This window comes from Caulobacter sp., assembly GCF_017744445.1.
Taxonomy (GTDB): Bacteria; Pseudomonadota; Alphaproteobacteria; order Caulobacterales; family Caulobacteraceae; genus Caulobacter.
Window position 1 is genome coordinate 87,723 of record NZ_JAGIBH010000012.1, and the last position, 21,804, is coordinate 109,526.

A 21,804-nucleotide genomic window follows, 5' to 3' on the forward strand; every position below is an offset into this window, starting at 1 on the left:
CTTCCCCGAATTTAGGCGAATTGGCTGAAGGTCGGCGCGAAGCCGCAGTCCCCGTCGCAACACGAGTTGCGAGCGTGGTTCAGGAAGTCAGGCTCGTGCCACCAGTATTCCGCCGAGACCTCGCAGACGAACCGCCGCTTGCCGCCCAGAGCGGCATGTTGCGCGTGGCCAGCAAACGGACCGATCAGGTCGGCGATCGAATAGACCTCGCCATGCTTGATCACCGTCGTAACCTTGGCGGCGTCCTCGATGCGAGCCAGCGGATCGCCGTCGACCAGGACGAGGTCGGCGTAGTTCCCCGTCGCGATCGAGCCCAGCGGCTCGTCCAGATACTCGGCCGAGGCGCTGGTGGCCGTGACCAGGGCCTCGAACGGCGTCATGCCGAACTTGACCATGGCCCGCAGGTTCATGTGCAGGCTGACGGCGTTGAAGTCGATCGGCGAGTCCGTGCCCGTGGTGATGCGACCACCCGCCCGGACGGTGCGCGCCACCTCCGCAACGTTGCGCGACAGCGAGGCGAACATCGCCGTGCGATCAGCGCTGGCCATCTGCTTGGCCCGCTCCAGCAGGCGGGCATATTCCCACGGCGGATACAGCGCCTTGATCCGGAGATCGTCGACCAGCGAGCGATCGTCGCCCAGCATGGCCGTGGAGGTGAACAAGGTCGGGGTTCGCGCCGCCTTGCTGGCCACGAAGGCGGCATTGACGTCCTGGTAGGTGTTGCCGAGCGCGCTGACCGTCCGGGAATAGCCCGTGCGGCTGGTCGCCCCCAGGTGCTCCATCCCGTCCATGCCCAGCCCCAGGGCCGGATAGTGGTAGTGCGAGGTCAGCGGCAGACCCTTGGCATGGGCCCAGGCGATCACCTCCTTCTGGCACTCGCCCGACAGGCGGACATAGGTCTTGATCAGGTCGTAGGACAGCGCCTCGGCCCGCTGCATCTCCAGCGCCATCTGACCCGGCTCGGTGACCGGCCGCATGAAGTTGTAGAAGATCCGCGAGCCGTCGATCGCCTCGCCGGTGGCGTAGTAGCGAGGGCCGACCCGCTTGCCGGCCTCGATCGCCTCCTGGTCCTCGACCGTGTGATAGGCCGGGCCGCCCGGCGAACGGGTCGTGGTCACGCCCAGCGACAGCCACAGCCGCCCTTCCCGATCGCCATAACCGTAGCCCTGCATCTGGCGATGGGTGTGCATGTCGATCAGGCCGGGCATCACTGTGCCGGTCGGGGCGTCGATCACCTTGACGTCGGCCGTGACCTCGCCGCGCGAGGCGACGCCGGCGATGCGGCCGTCGGAGATCAGGACGTCGACGTCCTTGCGCGGCGTCGGCGACTTGCCGTCCCATAGGCTGGCGGCGCGCACGACCATCCGCCCCTTGGGCCGGACATTGGCCCAGGTCAGGCCGTGCGGCACGGTCTTGGGCTTGCCGCCGGCCGCCGAGATCAGCTTCAGCTGACCGGCGCTGATATAGATCAGGCTCTTGCCGTCGCCGCCCCAGCTGACGGCGTCGGTGACCTCGTCGTTCAGGGGCTTTGGCGCGCCCAACAGCTTGCCGGCCTCGTCCACGGGCGAGACGTGCAGGCGGCTGGCGAAGACATAGGCCAGGCTCTTGCCGTCGGGCGACCAGACCGGGCCGTCGTCGCCGCGCGTGCCCAGCGAGCGGTCGGGCGCGATCGGGGCGTAGGTCCCCTTCCCGCTGACCAGGTCGACGGTCAGGATCTCGCTGAGCCCCTCGCGGAAACGGGCCGAGTACGGTTTGAAGGCAGCATAGGCGATGGTCTTGTCGCCCGGCCCCCAGGTCGGCTTGCCCGGCTCCCACAGGTCGCCATAGACGCGGCGGGTCTCGCCGGTGGCGGCGTCGGCGACGAACAGGCCGCCGTTCTGGCTGAGGAAGGCGATCGACCTGCCGTCGCGCGACCAGGCGCTGGACACCGCCGCACCATCGAACTTGGTCAGCTGTCGGCTCGCGCCCGTGGCCATGTCCCGCAGCCAGATATCCAGCGTGCCGCCCTTGTCGGTCGAATAGGCCAGGACCTTGCCGTCCGGCGACCAGGCCGGATCGACCTTGCTGAAGGCGTCATTGATCAGCGGCTTGGCCGGGCCGCCGCCGATGTCGAGCAGGTAGAGGTCGTTCAACGCCCGGAACACCACCTGCCGACCATCAGGCGACAAAGCTGGACTGCCGATGCCGACCACCGGACGGGCCTTGGCCGACAGGAAGTCGCGACTCTTCTTGGTATAGCGTGGCGTCAGCACCGGCACGGCGGCGGTGAAGGCGACCGTCGTCGCGGGGCCACCAGGCTTGCGCAGCTTGATCTTGCCATCGGCCGTATGGACGAACGCGCCGTCCGGCAGCCACGAGACGCGGAACGGGAACACATCCTCGCCACCAACCACCACGCCGCTCCCGCTGCGCAGCTCGGCCCTGCCGCTCTCTATGGCAGTGAACAGCACGTCCTTGCCGTCGGGCGTGAAGGCCGGGCTGGCCACCGAGGCGGCGTTGAAGCGGTCGGTCGAGGCCTTGACCTGAGCTACGGTGCGCCGTGCGCCGTCCAGCGCTTGGACGTCGATCCGGACCTTGTCGACCGTGAAGGTCATGCTCTTGCCGTCCGGCGCCCACGACGGTTCGAACTCGTCGGTCGGTCCCGAGCTGAAGGCGGTAATGGCTCCGCTGGCGACATCCAGCAGGTGGACGCCATAGCGCCCGCTCCGATCGGACGAGAAGGCGATCGTCTTGCCATCCGGCGACCAGCGCGGCTCACGGCAATCGAACGCCCCCTTGGTCAGCTGCTTCAGCCCCTGCCCGTCCGCGCCGATGGTCCAGACGTGGAAATTGCCGTCGCGATAGGACTGGAAGGCGATCGTCCTGCCGTCCGGCGACCAGTCGGGCTGGGCGATCTCGTAGATCTCGTCGGTGAGCCGCTTGGCCGGGCCGCCCGCGATCGGAACCAGCCACAGCATGGCGTAGACGTCGAAGGCCACGGTCTTGCCGTCGGGCGAGACCGTGGCGCAGATGTTGGTGCCTTCCGTGGCCGTGACGGTCTTCGTCTCAGCGGCAAGCGGCTGGTCGGCCGCCTTCGCGCCGGGCGGTGTCAGGGCCGCCACGCCCGAGGCCGCGATCGCCCCGCCGCCGATCGAGAACAGCCGCCGACGGCTGACGCCGCGCTTGGAGGTCTTGGTCATCTTGAACTCGCAAAAAGGACCGGTCCGGGGGCTGCCGGACCGGCCAGGCCAACCCTAGAATTTTGCCGCCATGCGGACGTAGTAGAACCCGCCGCTGATCCCGTACGGGGCGTACTGGTTGTAGTAGGCGAAGGCAGGCGTGCCGCGGTTGGCGGCGCGAACGCTGTCGGGATAGGCGTCCAGCAGATTGTTGGCGCCGACGCTGACCGAGACGTTGTCCGAGACCGCATAGCTGAGGTCGAGGTCGACGATCAGCTTGGGCGAGACGGTCTCGTCATTGGCCGCCAGGGCGGTGCGCTGGATGACCTCGCCATAGCGGGTCAGGCGCAGGTTGGTATTGAACTTCTTGAGCGTCCAGTCCGCGCCCAGGATGTACTTCTCCTTGGGCGTGCCGACGGTCAGGTCGCCGATCTTCACGCGGTCGATATAGACGATCCCCGCCGCCGCCAGCGCCGCCGGCGGCTGCACGACGCGGGTGAACTTGTTCTTGGTATGGTTGGCCGAGAAGGTCCAATGCACGTTGCCGAAATCGCCGAAGTCGGTGCGGTAGTCGACCACGAAGTCGATGCCGCGCGTCTTCGTGTCGGCGAAGTTGCCGTAGTAGAACGCCGCCTGCTGCGGGTTCAGGCCCTGGCTGGCCAAGGCGGTGCTGACGGCGGTGTTGGGTCCGAGCGTGCCGCTCTGCAGGATGCGGTTGTCGATCTTGATCTGGTAGACGTCGAGGGTGACGTTCATCCGCGAGATCGGCTGGGCCACCAGGCCGACCGAGTAGTTGACTGACTTTTCCGGACGCAACGGCTTGGCGCCTAGGGCGATGGCGGCCGGATTGTCCGGCGGCAGCAGCTGCACCGGATAGAGCTGGGTGGTCGTCGCCGGCGGCACGATGACGCCTATGGTGCTGGATGAAGCATAGTGTTGCTGTTGCAGCGACGGCGCCCGGAAGCCTGTGCTGGCCGTGCCCCGGATCGCCAGGCCCGGCAGGATGGCGTAGCGGCTGGAGAGCTTGAAGGTCTTGGCGTTGCCGAAGTCCGAATAGTGCTCGAAGCGGCCGGCCAGGGCCAGTTCCAGCTTCTCCGTCACCTTCTGCTCGACGTTCAGATAGGCCGAGATGTTGTCGCGCGAGAACGCGCCGGCCGAGAACGGCGGAAAGCCCGTCACGCCCTGCGAGCCGCCCGCGAACACCACGCCCGCCTGCGGGCTGCTGGCCGGGGCGACATAGCCGCCGTTGATATAGGAGGCTGGCTCGCCCGCGACGATCTCGAACTTGTCGTCGCGATATTCCGCGCCCACCGCCACGAACAGCGGATCAGCGAAGGCGCCGGTGTCGACTTCACGCGTCAGGTCCAGGTTCGAGGTCCACTCCTGGAACTTCAACGTGCCCAGGTAGAAATAGGTCGGGCTGGCCGGGCCCAGCGAGGCGTTCAGCGAGCTGGTGTAGTAGTCGACATCGTCGCGGCTGAAGGTCGTCGACAGGTCCCAGTTGAAGCCCAGGAACTCGGTGCCCTTGGCCCCGAAAGCGACCTGGAAGTCGCGGTCCTTCAGAAACAGGCGCGGCGTATAGCCGTCCGGGAAGATCGCCGTGATGTTGTTGCTGGCGTTCGGATTGCGGAAGGTCAGCCAGGCGGCGGTGTTGCGGCTGGAGAAGGTGCCGAACGAATAGAGGTCGACCTTGTCGCCCAGCGGTGAGCCGGCGCTGTAGCCCAGCGAGAACAGCTGCACCTGGGGCGAGCCCGGGTGGCTGGTGTGGCGGTTAGCGGTGGCCTCGCGCGGGTCCAGCGTCGCACCCGCCGTGCCGACCCGAACGGGCTGGCCCAGGGCGTTCAGCGGGAAATACATCTGGGTGGTGTTGAGCGTCTTGTCGCCGCGATCGGTCGGGTCGGTGATCCGAATGTCGGCGGTCAGGTTCAGATAGCCCTCCTGCCCCAGCTGCATGCCAAAATTGCCGGAGAACTGGCCGGTCTCGCCGTCGCCCTCGGCGGTCTTGCCATAGAGCGCGGTCATCGAGCCGCCTTCGGGGCTCTTCTTCAGGATGACGTTGATGACGCCGGCCAGGGCGTCCGAGCCATACTGGGCCGAGGCGCCGTCGCGCAGCACCTCGATCCGCTCGATCGAGGCCGAGGGGATCAGATCCAGGTCTGGCGGCGACTGGCCGTTCTGGGTGGTGCCGTTGACGAACAGGATGGCGGTGTTGTGCCGGCGCTTGCCGTTGACCAGCACCAGGGTCTGGTCGGCCGACAGGCCCCGCAACGACACCGTCTTGATCGCGAAACTGGCGCCGGCGCCGCTGTTGGAGGTGTTGGCCGACGGCACCAGCGTCGAGATCAGGTCGCGGGTCGACTGCTTGCCGCTCTTGGTCAGCTCGGCCGCCGAGATGACGTCGATCGGCGCCATGCTCTCGGTGACCGTGCGCGAGGTCGAACGCGTGCCGGTGACGATCACCTCCTCGATGACGCTGGGCGTGTCCGGCTCTGGCGGAGCCGGCTCAGGCGCAGGCGGCGTGACCCCGGCGGCCGTCGTCGCCCAGCCGGTGCGGATCAAGCCCGAACGCGGCGGGGCCAGAATGATCGTCTTGCCGTCGTTGGAGACCACGGTCAGGCCCGTGCCGGTCAGCAACTGCTGCAAGGCGCGATCGATCGGCAGCGAGCCCCGCACTGGCGCGGTGCGTTTGCCCTGGGCGGCGTCCGACTGGACCAGGATCTGCACGCCCGCCTGGCGCGCGAACTGGCGGATCCCCTCGGGCGCTGGCTGGGCGTCCATCTTGAAGTTCGTCTGGGCCAGGGCCGCTTCGGCGCTCAGCGCCCATACGGCGCAGGCAGACAGCAACAGGCCTCGTCTGGCGGAACGGTTCGTCCACACACGCATCGACAATCCCCCATCGTTCCGAGGCCAGCCAAACGCGGCCTCCTGAAAGCACGAAGGGCGTGGGCCGTTTTTCCGGGGGGTCTTGGCGCATTTGGTCCGATCACGGCCCAACACGCCCGCTTTTGCGACAACCGTGACTTCAGGCGCCTGTTTCGCATGCGCGTCGACATGAACAGACGCGTCGATGAAAGTCGTTTTCGGCGAAAATCGATGCTTCTGAAATCCCATGAACACCCCCGATCCTGAAATCGAAGGACAATAGGCCGATCAAGGCAACCTATACTGAGTCAATATACATGAGGCAGAAGGCAGATTTACTCATATCGCGAAATAGAATGAGCAATATTCACTGCCATTATGATCAGCGTCGGAAATATATGCTCAGGAACTATGAGCGCGGCTGATCCTGATCGCTTGCGCGTCGTCGGCCACCACCGCGCCCAGTGTCGCGGCGACCGCGGCTGCGAAACTTTCGGGCTCGTTGGTCTGGAACAGACCGACAAACCGTTCGCGCGCCAGGACCGGATCCTCGATCACGATCTGGCGGCTGTTGTAGCGATTGAACAGCTTGGCGGCCTGCTCAAGGCTTTCGCCGTCCAGGGCGATCTCGCCGTTGCGCCAGGCCAGGCTGCGTTCGATCTCGGAGGGCGTCTCGGCTACCACCGGCGAAGCCGTCCCGACAAGGATCACCCGACTGCCCGCCGAGACCCGCCGCCGGGAGCTCTCATCGCCCTCGATCCAGGTCTCGACCACGCCCTCGGTCACCATGACGTCGACACCCGCGCCGGGCTCGTCACCGCGCCGCACGGAAAAGGCGGTGCCGACCGCGCGGATCCGCGCCACCCCCGCCGCCACGACGAACGGACGCTTGGGATCCTTGGCGACCTGGAACCAGGCTTCACCTTGCTTGAGCACAATCCGGCGCGACTTGGCCTTCATCGCCACGTCGAGCGAGGTCTGGGTGTTGATCGCCACCAGCGAACCATCGGCCAGCGGCACCCTGCGGATCTCGCCCAGGGCCGTGTCCAGCCGCCGAGGCCGCAGGCTCCAGAAGCCGACCCCGCCCGCCAGCGCCGCCGCAACACTGCCGCCCAGTCCAGCCAGCAGAGCACGGCGGTTGGGCCGCTCGGCCACGATGGTCTCGACCGGCGGCGTGACGCTGGCCAGCGCCCTGCCCCGGTCCAGGAAACTGATCGCCGCCTGGGCGCGCAGGAAGGCGCCGGCGCGACGCGCATCGCCCCTCAGCCAGGCCTGCAGTTCGGGATCGTGCTCGACATCCAGCCCGTGCGCATCGACGCGGGCGGCCCAGTCGGCCGCCTCTTCGTCAATCTCGCTTGCGGACGGGATGGAGCTCATGGGTCTTGCCGACTGCCGGTTGATCTTGCGTCGTAGCTTCCGATAAGGCCCGCAGGATTAAACGCAAGCCCCGCGCCGATTGTGTCTCCACGACATTCTCGGTCACCCCCAGCCGCGCGGCGATCTCCTTCTGCGACAGGCCGTGGATCCGGCGAAGCGTGAAGATCTGCCGACACCGCTCGGGAAGTCCCTCGATCAGTTGCTGCACCCGCCCCAGCTCGCGACGGCCGGCGACCACCCGTTCGGGAGAGGGCTCATCATCTACGACGTTCAGCGCGTCGATTTCCGTGACGCAGTCGATACGAACAATGCGCGCGCGGCGAATTTTCTCGATGGCGATGTTGCGCGCGGTCCGGAAGAAGTAAGCGCGGCCGCTGGCGATATGGGCGACGCTGTCCAGCGCGGCCAGGCGGCAATAGGTCTCCTGGATGACGTCATCGATGTCGGCGGAGGCGCTGCCCGTGCGACGCAGCCACGCGCGCACGTCCGCCTCATGCGGCAAAATCTGGCCGCCGACAAAAGCGACGATTTCGGCGCGACTCTGTTTCAACGGGCCCTCGTCAGCGACAAACCCAGGTTCATCGAGCTTTGGTCGCGCCTCCGACATCGGCAATGCTCAGACAGAACATCCGCCTGCCATCCGCCCTTCGGCGCCCCGCTTCGCGGCATATTCGGCGCCCAGGCGCCTCGCGACTTGGCTCATCCGGAACCGTGGATACGTCGCCAGGCCGAGGGCGAAACGCCAGATGCCGGCGAAAACGATCGCGAACGCGGCCGTCGCGACGGTGCGCCGCGACCAAGGCGCTCAGCCGCAAGCACATCGAACGGGCCAGCCTATAGGCCAGTCGAGCGCGCGCCTTAGGGCCAAGCTTGTTCAGGCGCGCTTCATGTTGGAAGAATGATGTTGGGGTCCGGGCGGATGCGAGCGAGGACCCAGCGATGGCGGACGGCCATTTTCCAGACGTCGAACTTTTGCGACGCGAACTGGCGACCCTGATCCTCGAATGGGCCGGCAAGTCGGTGAAGGACGATCCGGACGGACCACTGTCCACCGCCCTGACCCGCGCGGTCGGCGACGCCGCGCGCGGCGCGGTCGCCGAACAGCATCAAGCCCTTTCCGCCGACGCCGCCGATCGGCTTGCCGAGGCGCTGGAACAGCGCGCGAAGGCCAGGGGGCTCTGGGGCGTTCCTGCCTGGGGCATGACGCTGATGGCCATCGCCGCGGCGACCCTGTTCGGTCTCGGATACCTGCTGGGTTTGCAGGCCGGACGGACGGAAGATCCCTTGCCGGCGACATCACCGGCAGCCTCGGCCCCGATCGCGCCGATCGCGCCGATCGTCGACGAGCCCGAGCCGCCCCAGCGCTCGCCGCCGGTCCAGCAGCCTCGCGCTCAACGCACCGAGCCGGCGTCCGCCAAGCCCGCCACCCGCCAAGCGCCGCGCGAGCTGGGTCGCCCTGCCCCGGCCGCCAGCGACGCCACGCCTCGCACCACCACCCAGCCTGTCGGCGGCGCAACGCCCCCTCCGGCGACCAATCCCGCGCCGGCGACGACGCCATGACCGTGCTCGTCTCCACGGCGGTTATCGGCCCCAAGGCTCAGGGCCGCAATTACGGCCTACGCAGGCATGCCGGACCGCGCCTGACCTCCGAGAGCCAGGCCCGCCTGGCCGACTTCGCCCTATCGCTAGCTGGATGGGCCATGCAGCGTCGCCAACGGTTCGTCGCCATGCTGCCGCTGGCCGCCGACGGCTCGTCCTTCGCCGTGGCCCGCGTCCGTCATCTGGGCGAAGGCGAGCTTGGCCCGATCGCGGTCGCCCACCTGCTGCTGGTCGACGCCACCTTGCTGGACGCCATCGACTGGGCTTCGCCCCGCCTGCTGCGCCTGTTGCCTCAGCCTGAAGACCCGGCCTTCGGTCTGGAGCCGCTCAAGGTCTCGCCCAGGAGTCTGAAGCCTGCCGCCGCCCGACCGATGACCGCGCCGCGCGTCGGCTGGAGCGATGTGGCCATTGATGTCGGCGACGAGGATCCGGAAGGCGCGCTGGCCGCCCTGGTTGAAGGCGTCGAGGCCCCAGCGCGTCGCGCCACGCTCACCGGTTGGGCCAGCACCAGCCTGATGACCCCGGTCGGCGATCTCGACCCGGCTCGCGTGTTCAAGCTGATCACCCACGCCTCGACCGAAAGCCCCGCAGCCTTCCAGGCCACGCACGAGCTCTTGTCGATCAAGGCCATGGCAGAGCCGACCCTGGCCTGGAAGGCGTGGCTGCAACTGGCCGCCATCGCCGAGCGAGAGCCCGCCGCCGCCGCCCTGCGCTCGGCCCAGTGGTCGCAGGAAAAGGCCCGCCTGCCGGCCGCCGACGTGATGTTCGAGGAGATCGCCTCGGCCTGCGCCGAGCTGACGCCCGAGGCCATGATCGCCCTGCTGCGCGCGGTCATACGCCATGCAAGCGGCGCGGACGCGGCTAGCCAAGCCTTGCGCGACGGCGTGTCCGAGACCTTCGACGCCCTGGTCGCCGTCGCCGATGCCCAAGGCGCGGCCTTCTACGTGCGCGGCTTGGCCGATGGCGCCGGCTCAAAGGCCTTGCCTAGCCTCGACGAAGTCATCGCCAGGCCTGCGGTTGCCGCCTGGCTGGGCGACGTCGCTCGCGGCCTCGACCTGACCGGGGTCGTCACACGTTGGGCGGCGCGACTGGCGGCCGCTCCCGCCTTCGCCGACGAGATCGCCCTCGCCGCGCCGACCTTTCTCGACGCCGTGCTGGACACTGCCCTGACAGGCCTCGATGACGAAGGCGCGCGCCGATTGGCCGGGACCTTGCTGCGTCTGCAATGCCAACGCCCCAGCGTGGACGGCGAGCGCATCCGCGCGGCGCTCTCGGCCCTGCTAGCCAGGCCGCCGGCCAGCGCCGACGCCGCCCTGGCCGATCCGGCCGTTCTGACCGTTGCCAAGCGTTTCGCGCCCGACCTGTCAGCGACCCTGGCGACGCGGGCCATTCCGACCGGCCTGCGCCAGGCGCGCCATCCGGACGAGTTCACCCGCGCCGCCTGGGCGCTGGTCACCGTGGCGAGGGCGTCGCGATGACCTATTGCGAGATCTGCACCAACGACTTCTCCAGCGAGGACTTCGCCGACTGCCCGCACTGCGCCCTGGCCGAAGGCCGCGTGGCGACGCCGGTAGTCCGCGCGCTGGATACGCCCACGCCTGGCGTGACCATGGGCGAGGTGATCGACACCCTGCGCCGCATGACGCCGCCCGAGCCGCCGCCCAGCGCCGAGCCCCAGGCGCCGGAAGGCCTGCGCGAAAGCCTGAAGGCGTTGGTCGAGCAGAAGGTCGACCAAGCCGCCGCCGCGTCTGAACAGCCGTCCTTCGCCCCCGTCGAGGCCGAGCCCTCCGCCGAACCGCCGCTGGCCGGCCCGGTGGCTCGCGAACTGGATGTCGAAACCCTGCGCCGCATCCGCGAGTCCGATGTCTTCACCATGGTGCTGTTGGGCTTCCCCACCGCCGGCAAGACCTGGTTCCTCAACCGGCTGAAGTACGAGCTGCAGGAAGGCGACGCCTATGCCTGCTACCCGCGCCGCGCCCCGCCCGGCGACGTGGAGAACACCGTCCAATTCACCGCCCACCGCTTCCGCAAGGGCGCGCAGGATTTCTACGTCATCGACATCCCCGGCGAACGGTTCCTGCGCGCGGTGGAGGGTTCGTTCCTGGGCGAGGCCAACGCCCTGATGCGGCACGTGATCCATACCGGCCAGGCCTTCCTGACCCTGCTGCCCGCCGACGAGACCCTATTGTCGGAGCTGGCCCATGACGTCCTGTGGCGACGCGCCGCCGCTGGCGGGTCCGCGCCTGTCGACACGGCCGGCCTGCCGCCCGCCCAGGTGCTGATCGACCGTGTCGACGCCCTCAAGCGTCAGGTCTCGCAGGCCCGTAAGGCCGCGGAAGGCGGCGACGCCAAGGCGCAGGCCAAACTCAAGACCCTGGTCCGCGAGCGCAAGCACCTGCTGGAAGGCGGCGTCGAACAGGCCCTGCAACGCCTGGCCACCAAGCACGAGGAGTTGGGCGAATATATCAGCGGCGTCGGCCTGATGGCCCAGCTGATGGTGGTGATGGAAGAGCGCGGCGGCCCCGATCTCGACCCGTCGATGGACGCCTACGCCGTGTTCGACCGCAGCCGCGAGGCTGAGCGCAAGAAGCCGACCAAGCCGATGTTCATCGTGCTGTCCAAAAGCGACGACCTGACCCATCGCTCCGACGCGGTGCAGCTGCCGATCCGCCGGCTGCTGCAAGGCCATCAGAAGGCGACCCACCTGCTGCGGGTCCTTCGTCGCGAGCCGGCCAAGGCCGACGCCTTCGCCACCCTCAACGCCCTGCGTCCGGGGGTGGCCCGCCAGATCGACGAGTGGTTCGCCTTCGCCAGCTTCCAGTTCGCCACCGCCTTCGAGGGCGTGGCGCGGGGGTCCAAGACCATCAACTATCGGCTCGACCATGTTGGGGTCACCGAGCTGATCCGCGCCCTGCTGCGGTTGAAGGAGCACGCCGAGAAGCGTCGCGCCTGGGACGGGCTGACGGGCCTCTTTCGCCGGCGGCCGGCGGCCGAGGCGCCGATGACGGAGACGGCGCCATGACCCGCCGTAGCGGCGTCCGGCCGCTGGTCGTTAGCGGCCTTTTCGTCTTGTTGGCCGTAGCCGGGATCGTTTGGGCGTTGGGCCTGACGCTCCGTCCCGGCGTGGCCATCGTCGGCGCGGCGCCGACGCGCGGCGGCGGACCATGGATCGAGCGGCTGGGCCTGTCGCAACTGGAACCCTGGTCGTCACCGAGTCCCGCCTTCGCCGAACGCCTGGCCGCTCTGGGCGACACGCCCCAAAGCACGGCGCTGCGACGCGAACTGTGCCAGGGCGTCGGCATGGACGCCGACCCAGCCTTCCGCGAGGCCCGTCGGGCCCTGGTGCGCAACGACGGCGCGCTATGCTCCGCCCCGATGGATCATGTCGCGGCGGTCTCGCCGGTGATCGTGGCCCTAGGTCCCCGTCTGGGCTGGCCGGTGCTGGCCATGGGGTCGCTGGCGATGGCGGGCCTGGCGCTGTGGCGACTGTTGGCCCTCAAGCGGGTCCATGATCACTGGCGCTATCTGGGCCGGTCCACCTTCGGCGCGGCGCGGAGGGCGGGCAGCGGATGAGTGGCGTCTTGCTGGGTGTGGTCTGCCTGGCGCTTGGTCTGGCGTACTGGCGAATAGCAAGCGACAGCGCGTCGGCGCGACGCAAGCCGTCTACGGCGCGGGTCGCGGCCTTGATGGTCGGCGTCGTCGCGCCGGCCGTCCTGGTCGTGGGCTGCCTGCTGACAGCCCAGCTCCAGGGCCGCACGGACGAGCTGCGCCTGTCGCTGCTGCGCCTGACGGCCGAGGTGCGCCAGTTCCCGCTACGTTTGGGCGGTGACGCCAGCCGTGACGATCTGGTCATACCCCGCCTGCCACCCGGTTTCGCCACGGTCGAACCGGACCTCTCGACCGGCGGCGAGACCCCGCCCCTGGCCTTGGTCGTCGCGGGTTCCGACAAGACGCCGCCGCAAGTCGTGATCGGCCTGCGCGAAGGCCGGCGCCTGACTTGGCCCGGCGCCCTGGCATTCGGCGAAAGCGACGCCGTCTGCGTCCAGGCGCCTTGCGAGCAGGATGACGCCGCCTGGGCGATCCTGCGCGGCCGAACGCTGGTCCCGGCAACATGGCGAGACGGCCAGGTCAAAGCACAGCCCGGCGCCGCCGGCCCGGCCATGCCCGAGCGCAAGACCCTGCTGGCCTTCGGCGGTGTCAACGACTGGACCCCGAGCCAGGCGATCCACCCCCTGCGCGACTTCTTCCCTCGCGCCGGCGCCAGCGCGGCCGGCGGCGTGCTGGCCGACTGCGAGCGCTGGCTGTGTGTCGGCAAGGGCGCGGCGCGCGCGCCCGTCCGCAGCTTCCTGTTCCAGCAAGGCGGCTTCGGCGGCTCGGCCTGGGCGATCATCCTGGCCGACCCGGGCGCGCGCATCGCGCGGAACGGCCAGATCGTCCCCTACGCCTCGCCAGCGGCCATTCCCCTAAGCGCTGGGATCCGGGCGGAGATCTTTGAACCCCGCTTCGTCGACGGCGTCCTGGACGGACCGGACGCCCGCCGGGGCCGCCTGCAGCTGCGCCGCAGCCTGGCCTTGGCCGAGCGCAACGGCCAGGCCGAGATCAACTTCGCCACTCCGCCGACCGAGGTCGTCGACCGCTGCGCGCAAGGCGCCCCGCCACGCCGCCTGGGTCTCGAGGCCACTGTCGTCGGCGGGCTGACCGCCGACGCTCTGCGTCAGGCGCCGTCCGTGCCGCAGGGGCCTGCCTGCGCCGCCTTCACCCACGCCAAGCTGGACGCCCCCGCCGCCGCCCCGGCTCTGCGCATCGCTCATCTGGCGCTGGATCGACTGCCGACGCCCTGGCCGGCGGCGCTGGTTGTGCTGGCCTGGACCGCCTGTGTGGTGCTGCTATGCCGCGACCTCTTCCACCGTCGCCTCGCTCTGTGGGCAGTCCTGAGCCTGCTGCAATTCTTGCTGACCCTGCGACTGCTGATCGGCCTAGCCGCCGCCCAAGCCGACCCGACCTTGGACTGGCGTGAGATCCTCGGCGACGCGACCGTCGCCTACGTCACCGTCCCGGCCGCTCTGTTGGTCTGGGCGCGAGCGGGTGAAACTCGCAGGGCTGGCGATCTGGCCCTGAACCTGGCCCCGCCGCTAGCCGCCACCGTTGTGCTGGCCTGGACCCGCCATCTCAGCGTTCTTTGCCTGCTGCTGCTCTGCGCGTGGGGCCTAGCCCTGCTTTGGCGTATCGCGAAGACGCCGCCGACCAAGGGCGCCGCGCCCTCGCCCCTGAACCGGTTCGCCGAACGCTGGCGAACCGCGCCCGCCAAGTCCGCATGGCTGTCCGGCGTCGTGCTGCTGGTCATCGTCCTGATCGGCCGCCTGGCAGTCGGCGCCATAGGATGGAAAGAGCGCATCGACCTTGGCGTCACGGTGCTGGCGATCAGTGTCATCTATACGCCCCTGATCCTGATCGGCTTCGGCCGCCTGCTGGCGGCCAGCGAGGACCATCCCGTGGGTTGGGGCCGGCCCATCGTGTTCTGGGCGCTGCTGGGCCTGGCGACCTTCGTCATCCCGTTCACCGTACGCGACAGCGGCTACGCCCTGATGGTCCTGCCGATCGGGGGAGTCGCCGCCGGTCTCGCCTGGCGACGCGGCGTCGCGCGCCTGCCTTGGGCAGCTCCGGCGGCGATGGCCATGGCCGCCCTGCTTGTCCTACCCTTGCTGGGCGCGATCGGAACCGCCGGCGCCGATCGGTTAGGCCAGACCGCCCAGATGTCGCGTGGCCTCAACGACGAGCAGGCCCTGGCCAGCCTGGACCGCCAGGCCAAGGCCAGCCAGAACCTGTTGCGGCTCTATCTGATCGCCGCTCCCGAGGCCTTGGGCGCCGACGTCTCGACCGAGGCGGAGGCGCTCAAGGTCTGGTCGGCGCAGCTGTCGGACTACACCGGCTCGCTCTTCGGGCGCGGTTACCTGTCGCCCGCCAACCTGACCGCGCTGAAGCCCGTACAGGCCACCGACAACCTGACCGCCATCCATCTGATGTCGCCGTTCGGACGGCTGGCGACCGGTCTGTTGCTGGCCTTGCTGGCCGCCGCGCCGATCGCGGTCTGGTCGCTGACGAGAACAGCGCCGCTGGACGCAAAACGGGCGACCGGCCTGCTGGCTCTGTGGTGCCTGTTCGGCGCGGCGACCTACATGACCCTGGCCAATCTGCAGTTGGTGCCGTTCACCGGCCGCAACGCCTACCTCCTGGCCCCGACCTCGGGCGGCGACCTGCTGGAGGGCGCGATCCTGATCGCCCTGGCCGTCTGGGGCCTGACCGAGCGTTCGGCGGAGGCCAGACGATGAGCCCCCGCGCTAAGCGTCAGGCGGCCTGGACCCGCGCCATCGCGATCGCCACGCCCCTGGTCGCCGTCGTCGCCCTGGTCGCCGGAGCCCCGGCGGTGCTGGCCGCCCTCGGACGTCCCGCGGCCCAGGGTCTGACCAGCGGCTATGAACGGCTGGTCGACGCCATCGCCCAGCGCCAATGGCTGTCGGTGCGCTACGACGCCAATGGCGAGCCCCGCATCGCCCTGCGAGACGGCCCAGTCGGCAGCGACCCGCGCCTGCGGGCCTTCGTCAACGCCTCGTATCTGCGCGCCGACCTGCAAGACCCGGCGGTCTGGCGGCTCAGCGACGACGGCCAATGGGTCGAGGGGATCGATCCCTTCGCCCACCAGATCGACCGCCCCTATTCCGGCGGCGGCGCCTGGGCGGGCCCGATCCTGTTCCGGGGTGGCCCCGCGCCCGGCCTGCGCCTGCAGCCCCTGGGCGGCGATCCGCCCCCTCCGCCCATAGCTCTGGAGCCGAATAGCTCGCCCGCAGCGGCCTGCGACATCCTGATGCCGACCCGTCGGGTCGGCGCCAGCGGCTCGCGCCGGGCCCTGTCGATCTGCCTGAAGGACGGCGACGCCCCGCCCCATGCCGTCGGCTCGGTGATGCTGATCGGCGACCAGGCCGTGGTGCGCGTGCAGACCCCGTCGATCCTGGAGATCCGCGTCGGCGCCCGCGACATCCGCCCCCGCTCCGATGGCGACGTAACCCTGACGCCCTTGCCCCAGAGCGAAACCCTGACCCTTCGCACCGGCCAGTCGGTGCTGCGCCTGCGCCTCGAAGGCGGCGGCGCCGACATCGCCCACAGCGCCCCCTCGGGCGCCCGCGCCTACTATCCTGCCTTGCAACCGGTCGCCCAGCCGCTGGAGCGCGTCATGGCCGGCCGACCCACCACGCCGCTGCGACTATCGCTGGACGCGGGCCTGCAACAGGTCGCCCAGGAGGCCCTCTCGGCCGGCGCGGCGACAGTGCGCGCCAGTCCCTCGCCCGAGCGCCAGAAGGACGGCGGCGACGCCTTCAAGGCGGCCGTGACGGTGATGGACTCCACCACCGGCCAAGTGCTGGCCGTCGCCTCCTGGCCCCTGGCCGAAAGCGACCTGGCGCCGGCCCAGCGTCGCACGCGACGCGGCCAGAATCTGGTCGACCAGAACCACAATTTCGAACGGTTGCCGGTCGGCTCAATGGCCAAGGGACCGTTCTCGATGGCGATCCTTGACGCCGATCCGGGCCTGGCCTCGCTGAAGATGCAGGGCGGGACCGATGGCCGTGTCCGGACGGTGCTGGGCATGGACCTGGGCAAGGGCGGGTTCGACAACCACGGTCTGGGCGTGACCGATTTCCCAACCTTCCTGGAGCACTCCAACAACCGATACGCCCTGGCCCTGATGATGCTGGCCTACCGCTCGCCCGACGCGCCGCCGGCCCCACCCCGCGCCCAGCAGCCGCCGGTCGAGGCCTGGTCGCTAGAGGGCAAGAGCCGCACCGACGTGCCGCCCCTGCCCGTGTTCGGCGAGGCGACCGCGCCGGGGCCCTTCGGCTGGGTCCTGCGGCCGCCGCCAGGACGCGGCCCGGCCTGGCCAGATCGCCTGGCGCGCCTGTTCGATCTGGACGCCGGCCAGGGCGGCGGCTGCCGCTACGACGTCAGCGTTTGGCGGGGCCTGAGCGGCGCAACACCACCGTGCAACTCGCCGCTGGCCGGCGCTTCGCCCGAGCGCGAGCGGCTGGGCTTCGACGCCATCGCCTCGTTCCGCAACGACTACCTGATGGCCGTGCTGGGCGGCAGCCGCTCGACCTGGAGCGCCATCAAGATGGCCGAGGTCTATTCGCGGATCGTCACAGGCCGCGCGGTGCGGGCCCGTTTCACGCCCAATGCCGGGCCGCCCGCCGACATGCTGCCAATGCGCAGTCCTCAAATCCGCGCCACGGTGCTGGACGGCCTGTCTCGCGTGATCAAAACCGGCACCGCCGCCGGACTGGGTCGGTCCTTCGCCGAGATGGGCTACGGCCCCGACGTCACCCTCTACGGCAAGACCGGCACCATGAAGGTGGCCGGCGAAGCGCCCGGCGAGCCGGGCGCGGCCTTGCTGCGCCAGCTGGCCCGCAGCGACTGTGGCCTGCGTTGGGACGCGACGGCCGGTGTGCTGAAGTTCGGCTTCACCCCGCCGAAGACACAGGCCGAGGCGACACGCCAGATCCTGGATCTCAAGGAGACCCGCTGCCGGGTCCGCGTCGCCGGTCGCTACGACCTGGCCAAGGAGGCCGCAGCGGAGATGCAGCGCTTCGCCTGCGGTTATCGCAACTGCCAGCCGGGAGACTTCACGCCCGAGCCGGACGGTCGCGTCCTCAATCTGCCGCTGCGCCCGGTCGAGCCGCCTCTGCTGGACGGCCACGCCATTGCCGTCGTCGCCTTGCGCCAAGTTGGAGGCCAGCCCGCGCGAGGCCTGACCATCGTCGTGAATTTGCAGGACAAGCGTCAGGCCGAGACTCCAGCCCTGGCCGTCGTCGCAGCCATCCTGCGCTCGCCCGCCGCTCACAGCTGGATCGCCGGAGGCGGGTCATGAAGCCCTGGGTTCCCTACGCCGCCATCGCCACGCTGTGGCTGAGCGCCCTGGGCCTGGGCGCCTGGACGGCCCGGTCCTCGCCAGCGCCGCAGGCCGAGACCGAAGCCCCGCGCTGGTTGACCGTCAACGTCGCCGCCGGCAGCCCCGCCGCCCACGACTGGCCGCACTTTTTCGCCTGCTCGGGCCTGGCCGCCGATCCGGCGCTGATGCGCGCGACGCTCAGTCTCAACGGAGGCGGCTCCGAAAGCGTTTGGCGTCGAGACGGTTCGCCCACGCCTATCCGCGTGGCGCTGGCGCCGCTCGATGCGCCGGCCGCGCCGCAGGCCGACCGGATCGTCGAGGCCGCGACACGAGCCGTCGCCGACTGTGGAGAAGCGCCATGACGCTCACCAAAGCCGTGCTGCGCCTGAGAGTCGAAGGCTTCCGTAAGCCGCTGCGCCTGCGGCCGCTGCGAAGCACCGGCGCGCTGGAGGCCTTCGCCATCGAAGGCGAGGCGCTGGAAGCCGTCCGCTTCTACCCGGCGGGCGCGGTGCGCGAGACCGATGGCAATCTGACCGCGATCCCCGAGGCGGAGACGCAATACGCGGCGGCGCTGGACGCGTTCGAAGCCCTGGGCCGCCGGCTCCAGGCGATGGCGCCAAGCGCGGTCCTGCCGGTCCAGGCCGTCACTCGGGGCCCCAGCGGCGGCTTCTGGTTTCAGCCTCCCACTGGCGCGACGTTGGAAACCTGGCTGGCCCAGCACCCCGCCCCCGTAGTCGAGCCCGTCGCCGCCGCCTTTGCCCGACGCCTGGCCTTGGCGCTGGAAGAACTCCACGCGGCCGGCGTCATCCACGGCGACCTGTCGCCTCGCGCGGTGCTGATCGATCATGGCGAGGTGCGGCTGACCGGCTTCATGGTCGATCGCCGCCCGTTCTTCCGACCGCTGCGCAGTCAACTGGGCCTGGTCGAGCCCGGCTATGCGCCGCCCGAAGCCCATGACGGAGCCCAGCGCCACCCGATCGGTCCGGCCGCCGACCTCTACGCCGCCAGCGCCTTACTCCAGCGCCTGCTGACCGGTCGCCCCCCGCCGCCCGCCACCGCCCGTGTGGCCGGCGATGATGCCTGGCCCTCCGCCGCGACCTCGGCCGGCCTGCGCGCCGGCATCGAGGCAGGGCTGGCGCCCGTCGCTTCCGAGCGCCCGGCCAGTGCGACGGCGTGGCTGGCCGGCCTGGACCTGGGACCTGAGCCAGACGACGCGCCCTGGTTCGAAGGTCTTGCCAGCACACCGCCAGAAACCCCGCCGCCGGAGCCGGAAACCGACCCTCTGGCTCTACCGCCATTGCCGATGGCCGATCTGTTCGAGGCGCCAGCAGACGCCGTCGAGGCTCCCCTGACCATTGCCCGCGAAGCCCCGGCCAGGCGTCGGTGGGGCTGGTGGGCCGGAGGTCTGAGTCTCGCGGCCCTCGCGATCGCCGCCGTCGCGCTAGTCGCGCCCCGGCTGAACTCCCGCCCCTCGACCCCGCCTGCCGCCGCCGCGCCCAAGGTCGCCGCACCAGTCGCGCCGACCGGCTGCCAATGGCTCTCGGCCGGCGGGGTCTGGCGCCTGCGCTGCGCGGACGCCCCGGCCCAAGGGCTGCGCCTGCCCGAGCGCTTCGACGCCCAGACCACCGCCCGGGCCGCCGCCGGCGAGCCGGCCGCCATGGAGCGGCTGGGGGCCTTTTATCGCCTGCGAGCCAGCGAGACGGCGAACCCCAACCGTAGCGCCCATGCCTATCAGGCCCTGGACTGGCTGCAGCGCGCGGCGGGCGCCGCCGACGATGGCCGGCCTGAAACGGCGCGGGCCCGCGACGACGCGGCCCTGGCGCTGGGCCAAATGCTGGCGCGCGGCGAAGGCGGTCGCGCTCCGGATCCCGCCGCCGCCGAGACCCGCCTGCGCCAGGCCGCCGCCGGCAGCCGCGCCGACGCCGTGCTGGCCTTAGCGCAACTGCTGGAAGCCCAGGCCGGCGACGACGCCGATCGCCTGGTCCAAGCGCGCGGCCTCTATGCCCGGGTCGCCCAACTGGGCGACGGCTCGCTGCTGCAGCGTGAAGGCGAGCGTGGCCTGGCCCGCATTGATGCGGCCACGAAACCCCCGCCTGTCGAGCCTCCGCCCGAGCCGCCGATCGAGGAAAAGCCGGCGCCCGCGCCCAAGCCCGTTCCCAGAGCCAAGACGCCCGCCACGAAACCGCCGGCCAAGGTCTTGGCGAAACCACCGCCCGCCAAGGCGGCCCAGCCCGCTCCACCCGTCGTGCGCGCACCGCCAAAGACTGCGACGCCGCCGCGCCGCCACCCGACCGTCGCGCCGGCCCCGTCTCTGCGCACCTGGACGACCTCGACCTTCATCAAGGTCGATCCGACCACGAACTTCTATCCGGCGCTGGAGCTGGCCGGCCGCGCCGCCTGCGACAGCGAGGGCGGCGAGACCCTGTCGGTCCGCGCCGGCGACACCAACTGCCCCAACGGCGTCAATTACTGCCAGGTGCGCGCCGTCGCGACCTGCCAAGGAGCCAGACCATGACCCGCACCCTCGCGACGGTGGCCGCCGCCCTGCTTCTGGCCGGAGCGACCCAAGCGCAGGCCCAGAGCGCCTTCCGGGGCGACTGCGACCAAGCCAAGCGGTTCGCCGAATCCCTGGCCTTCAAGGCGTCGTACCGGGGCGTGCAGCGCATGACGCCGCAGACCGCCGACCGCTGCGGGCGGGACGTGGTCGCGATCTATGACCTCAAGCGCCGCAACGAGGCCAACGCCAACTACGACCTGGTCGGACGCTACTATTATCTGTGGCCCGACAACGCGACCTGCCGCGAGGAGGTGCACGATCGGCTGAGCGGCGTCGCGCGCATCACCCAGGAGGTCCGTCCCAACGGCTTGCTGTGCGAGGTGGCGCTGCGCCTCGACTTCGACGTCACCAATGACGAGAAGTACGGCCCGAACCGCTTTTCCAAGCTGATCACCCTGGTCGGCGCCGACACTTCCCGCTTCGCCGCGACGGCGACGGGCGAGACCGGCGGCACGGTCTTCTACGAGGCGCCGGCCCGCACGGCCGATCGCGCGGCCGGTCCCGCCGACGATAACAGCGAGGTCGCCGCCGAACGCGCCGAGCCGCCTCGTGCCCAGCCTCGCCCCTACGAGATCAATCGCCGGCAATATTTCGACCGCCGTGTCGGCCGCTTCTATTTCTATGATCCAGTGCGCGACGCCTATTTCTGGGAAGATGGCGAACCTCGCGACTAGGGTCGGCGCGCCTTCAGCGCCTTGGCCACGACCGGCGCCAAGGCCTCGCCGATCCGCCTGGCTCCCGCGGCGTTGGGATGGATGCCATCCCGCTGCATCAAGGCCTGGTTGCCGCCCACGCCGGCCAGGATGTTGGCGTAGAGCGGCACGGCGAATTCTCGCGCCAGGCCGGGATAGATCGCGTTGAACTCGCGGGCGTAGGCCCCACCGATCGTCGGCGGTGCGCCCACACCGACCAGGATCGCACCGACACCGCGAGCCTTCAGCTTTTGGAGGATGCCGCGCAAGTTGGCCTTGGTCTGGGCCGGTTCGACGCCTTGCAGCAAGTCGTTGCCACCCAGCGCCACCACGCAGATTCGCGTATCGCTCGCGACGCTGAACCCTACCCGCGCCAAGCCGCCCCCGCTGGTGTCGCCTGACACGCCGGCCGCGCGGACAATGGCCGAGACGCCCGACCGGCCCAGCGCCGCCTGCAATTGAGCCGGCATCGCATCGCGCGCGGGCAGGCCGAGGCCCGCCGTGATCGAGTCGCCCAGGACCGTCACGACTGGCGCCTTCGGCGCGGCGGCGATCTGGGACAAAAGACCCAGGCTTAGCAAAAAGCGGCGGCGATTAGGAAAACGCTGTGCGGTCGGGCTCATG

Annotated in this window: 14 protein-coding genes; 9 read left to right on the forward strand and 5 right to left on the reverse strand. The window is 70.0% G+C overall.

The window, feature by feature from the left end; all coding sequences use genetic code 11:
• Nucleotides 1-11: 11 nt before the first annotated feature.
• From J7528_RS17815 to J7528_RS17830, 4 genes are all read right to left on the reverse strand, one after another.
• On the reverse strand, nucleotides 12-3,179 hold the full coding sequence (locus tag J7528_RS17815) for an amidohydrolase family protein (protein WP_291877088.1): 3,168 nt from the start codon (nucleotides 3,177-3,179) through the stop codon (nucleotides 12-14).
• Between the two features lie 54 nt (nucleotides 3,180-3,233).
• The gene (locus J7528_RS17820) at nucleotides 3,234-6,002 is read right to left on the reverse strand and encodes a TonB-dependent receptor (RefSeq protein ID WP_291877091.1); all 2,769 of its coding nucleotides are present in this window, start codon (nucleotides 6,000-6,002) and stop codon (nucleotides 3,234-3,236) included.
• A gap of 420 nt (nucleotides 6,003-6,422) precedes the next feature.
• The gene (locus tag J7528_RS17825) at nucleotides 6,423-7,397 is read right to left on the reverse strand and encodes a FecR domain-containing protein (RefSeq protein WP_291877094.1); all 975 of its coding nucleotides are present in this window, start codon (nucleotides 7,395-7,397) and stop codon (nucleotides 6,423-6,425) included.
• On the reverse strand, nucleotides 7,366-7,947 hold the full coding sequence (locus J7528_RS17830; protein ID WP_291877097.1) for a sigma-70 family RNA polymerase sigma factor: 582 nt from the start codon (nucleotides 7,945-7,947) through the stop codon (nucleotides 7,366-7,368). Before J7528_RS17830 ends, J7528_RS17825 begins: the two co-directional genes overlap by 32 nt.
• Nucleotides 7,948-8,336: 389 nt before the next feature.
• Between J7528_RS17830 and J7528_RS17835 the strand changes: the two genes are divergently transcribed.
• From J7528_RS17835 to J7528_RS17875, 9 genes are read left to right on the forward strand one after another with little or no spacing between them, the layout of a single operon-like run.
• Nucleotides 8,337-8,957: a hypothetical protein gene (locus J7528_RS17835; RefSeq protein ID WP_291877099.1), complete on the forward strand. Its 621-nt coding sequence runs from the start codon at nucleotides 8,337-8,339 to the stop codon at nucleotides 8,955-8,957.
• Nucleotides 8,954-10,474, forward strand: coding sequence for a hypothetical protein (locus J7528_RS17840; RefSeq protein WP_291877101.1), 1,521 nt, complete (start codon nucleotides 8,954-8,956; stop codon nucleotides 10,472-10,474). The genes J7528_RS17835 and J7528_RS17840 overlap by 4 nt, the downstream gene beginning before the upstream one ends.
• The gene (locus J7528_RS17845) at nucleotides 10,471-12,018 is read left to right on the forward strand and encodes a hypothetical protein (RefSeq protein ID WP_291877104.1); all 1,548 of its coding nucleotides are present in this window, start codon (nucleotides 10,471-10,473) and stop codon (nucleotides 12,016-12,018) included. The genes J7528_RS17840 and J7528_RS17845 overlap by 4 nt, the downstream gene beginning before the upstream one ends.
• The gene (locus tag J7528_RS17850) at nucleotides 12,015-12,569 is read left to right on the forward strand and encodes a hypothetical protein (protein WP_291877105.1); all 555 of its coding nucleotides are present in this window, start codon (nucleotides 12,015-12,017) and stop codon (nucleotides 12,567-12,569) included. The genes J7528_RS17845 and J7528_RS17850 overlap by 4 nt, the downstream gene beginning before the upstream one ends.
• Nucleotides 12,566-15,325, forward strand: a complete 2,760-nt coding sequence (locus J7528_RS17855; protein WP_291877107.1) for a hypothetical protein — start codon at nucleotides 12,566-12,568, stop codon at nucleotides 15,323-15,325. The genes J7528_RS17850 and J7528_RS17855 overlap by 4 nt, the downstream gene beginning before the upstream one ends.
• Nucleotides 15,322-17,910, forward strand: a complete 2,589-nt coding sequence (locus J7528_RS17860) for a hypothetical protein (protein WP_291877109.1) — start codon at nucleotides 15,322-15,324, stop codon at nucleotides 17,908-17,910. The genes J7528_RS17855 and J7528_RS17860 overlap by 4 nt, the downstream gene beginning before the upstream one ends.
• Nucleotides 17,907-18,293: a hypothetical protein gene (locus tag J7528_RS17865; protein ID WP_291877112.1), complete on the forward strand. Its 387-nt coding sequence runs from the start codon at nucleotides 17,907-17,909 to the stop codon at nucleotides 18,291-18,293. Before J7528_RS17860 ends, J7528_RS17865 begins: the two co-directional genes overlap by 4 nt.
• Nucleotides 18,290-20,446 (forward strand): hypothetical protein, encoded by a 2,157-nt coding sequence (locus J7528_RS17870; protein ID WP_291877114.1) that lies wholly within the window; start codon nucleotides 18,290-18,292, stop codon nucleotides 20,444-20,446. The genes J7528_RS17865 and J7528_RS17870 overlap by 4 nt, the downstream gene beginning before the upstream one ends.
• Nucleotides 20,443-21,162, forward strand: a complete 720-nt coding sequence (locus J7528_RS17875) for a hypothetical protein (RefSeq protein WP_291877117.1) — start codon at nucleotides 20,443-20,445, stop codon at nucleotides 21,160-21,162. Before J7528_RS17870 ends, J7528_RS17875 begins: the two co-directional genes overlap by 4 nt.
• On the opposite strand, the gene J7528_RS17880 is transcribed toward J7528_RS17875, so the two are convergent.
• Entirely contained in the window at nucleotides 21,159-21,803 is a 645-nt protein-coding gene (locus tag J7528_RS17880) for an arylesterase (protein WP_291877119.1), read from the reverse strand. The two genes, J7528_RS17875 and J7528_RS17880, sit on opposite strands and share 4 nt — an antisense overlap.
• Nucleotide 21,804 lies beyond the last annotated feature (1 nt).

Excerpts from the sequence above, each read along its gene's own strand:
- J7528_RS17825 (WP_291877094.1), bottom strand. The coding sequence starts at position 7,397 with ATGAGCTCCATCCCGTCCGCAAGCGAGATTGACGAAGAGGCGGCCGAC.
- J7528_RS17875 (WP_291877117.1), top strand. The coding sequence starts at position 20,443 with ATGACCCGCACCCTCGCGACGGTGGCCGCCGCCCTGCTTCTGGCCGGA.
- J7528_RS17880 (WP_291877119.1), bottom strand. The coding sequence starts at position 21,803 with ATGAGCCCGACCGCACAGCGTTTTCCTAATCGCCGCCGCTTTTTGCTA.
- J7528_RS17845 (WP_291877104.1), top strand. The coding sequence starts at position 10,471 with ATGACCTATTGCGAGATCTGCACCAACGACTTCTCCAGCGAGGACTTC.
- J7528_RS17835 (WP_291877099.1), top strand. The coding sequence starts at position 8,337 with ATGGCGGACGGCCATTTTCCAGACGTCGAACTTTTGCGACGCGAACTG.
- J7528_RS17815 (WP_291877088.1), bottom strand. The coding sequence starts at position 3,179 with ATGACCAAGACCTCCAAGCGCGGCGTCAGCCGTCGGCGGCTGTTCTCG.
- J7528_RS17855 (WP_291877107.1), top strand. The coding sequence starts at position 12,566 with ATGAGTGGCGTCTTGCTGGGTGTGGTCTGCCTGGCGCTTGGTCTGGCG.
- J7528_RS17850 (WP_291877105.1), top strand. The coding sequence starts at position 12,015 with ATGACCCGCCGTAGCGGCGTCCGGCCGCTGGTCGTTAGCGGCCTTTTC.
- J7528_RS17860 (WP_291877109.1), top strand. The coding sequence starts at position 15,322 with ATGAGCCCCCGCGCTAAGCGTCAGGCGGCCTGGACCCGCGCCATCGCG.
- J7528_RS17870 (WP_291877114.1), top strand. The coding sequence starts at position 18,290 with ATGACGCTCACCAAAGCCGTGCTGCGCCTGAGAGTCGAAGGCTTCCGT.
- J7528_RS17865 (WP_291877112.1), top strand. The coding sequence starts at position 17,907 with ATGAAGCCCTGGGTTCCCTACGCCGCCATCGCCACGCTGTGGCTGAGC.
- J7528_RS17840 (WP_291877101.1), top strand. The coding sequence starts at position 8,954 with ATGACCGTGCTCGTCTCCACGGCGGTTATCGGCCCCAAGGCTCAGGGC.